Here is a 1380-nt window from a genome sequence, read left to right as displayed (position 1 = left end):
ACAATTATGACACAAATATGAGGGGGAATTAAAATTGAATAAAAAACTATTCAAATGGAAGTATATATTTATAACTTTTGGGCTAATCAGTGCCATTATTATCGCATCCGTCATGAATCTAAAAACTACTTTTGCCAATCTAACAGAAAAAAAGCCTGTTCCCAATAACGACGATCCGGGACAAAGAATACTTGTTGTCGTACCACACCCTGATGATGAATCGTTGGGAATGGCAGGTGTCATACAAAAAGCTATCGAATTGAAAAGACCTATAAAAGTAGTAATTGTAACAGATGGTGAAAGTTACAAAAAAGCTGCTCAAGTCTTTACAGGTGACATCAATCCAACACCAGCAGACTATTATAAACTTGGACTTCAAAGGCACAGTGAAAGTTTAGCTGCAATGTCTGTACTTGGTCTTCCAAAAGATGACGTGATATTTTTAGGCTTTGCTGATGGCAGTACAAGATTTTTGTGGAGCGATTTTTGGGACAATGGAAAACCCAGGATTAGCGGTGGAACAAATGTGGCATATTCTCCATATAAAGATGTGTACAAACCTGGTGTTGCATATACAGGTGAAAATTTAGAAAATGAGCTGCAAGACATTATAAAGTCATTTAAGCCTACAGATATTTACTATCCTTTAGCAGATGACGTACATCCCGATCACTGGGCTGTAAGCAACTTCACAAGATATGCGATAACTGCACTTAATTTAAACGTAAGAGAGCACATGTTTTTAGTTCACCATCCACAATGGCCTGTGCCATGGTTATTGATGCCAAATGACTCTCTTTTACCACCAACAGACATGAAAGACAGCAACACTGTATGGCAAAGTATTCCTCTTTCGAAGCAAGAAGAAGCTAAAAAGGAAGAAGCCATTAAGCAGTATACATCCCAGATAAAAGTGATGGAGCCATTTTTAATGGCATTTGTAAGGAAAAATGAGCTTTTCGGGACAAAGCCTGTCATTACGATTCCAGAAGTTGAAACGAAGCCAAACTTATACGACAAAAACATGCCTTTCTCGCTTTTAAGCATACCAGCAGGTGGAATTCTCGATCAAGAAATCTATAAAAGCGCTGATCTTACAAAGCTTGCTTCCTTCTACTATGATAATCACTTGTATATAGGTGTTCAAACACTGTCGCCTATATCAAAAGATGTAAAATACAACATCGAAATGAGGTTGTTTTACAATAATAGCATAAAGAGAATCGATTTAGGACTGGTAAATGACAAGCTCTATCAGTACAGAAAAGCCAATAATTCACTTCTTAAATCTATAGCATCAAGACCAATAATAGACAAAAATATATTGTGGATAAAATTGAATATCCCACAAAAACAGGACTTGCGCTATATATTCATGGG

The 1380-nt window shown here is 36.6% G+C and carries 1 protein-coding gene; it reads left to right on the top strand.

The window, feature by feature from the left end; genetic code table 11:
* Positions 1-34: 34 nt before the first annotated feature.
* A partial coding sequence (locus tag HNR52_RS12205; RefSeq protein WP_435620739.1) for a PIG-L deacetylase family protein occupies positions 35-1380 on the top strand: 1346 nt, incomplete at its 3' end.

The sequence above is a fragment of the Thermoanaerobacterium thermosulfurigenes genome (assembly GCF_051201035.1).
GTDB lineage: Bacteria > Bacillota > Thermoanaerobacteria > Thermoanaerobacterales > Thermoanaerobacteraceae > Thermoanaerobacterium > Thermoanaerobacterium thermosulfurigenes.
The sequence above is the reverse complement of the archived record's forward strand: the minus strand, read 5'-3'. Positions and strand labels throughout refer to the sequence as shown.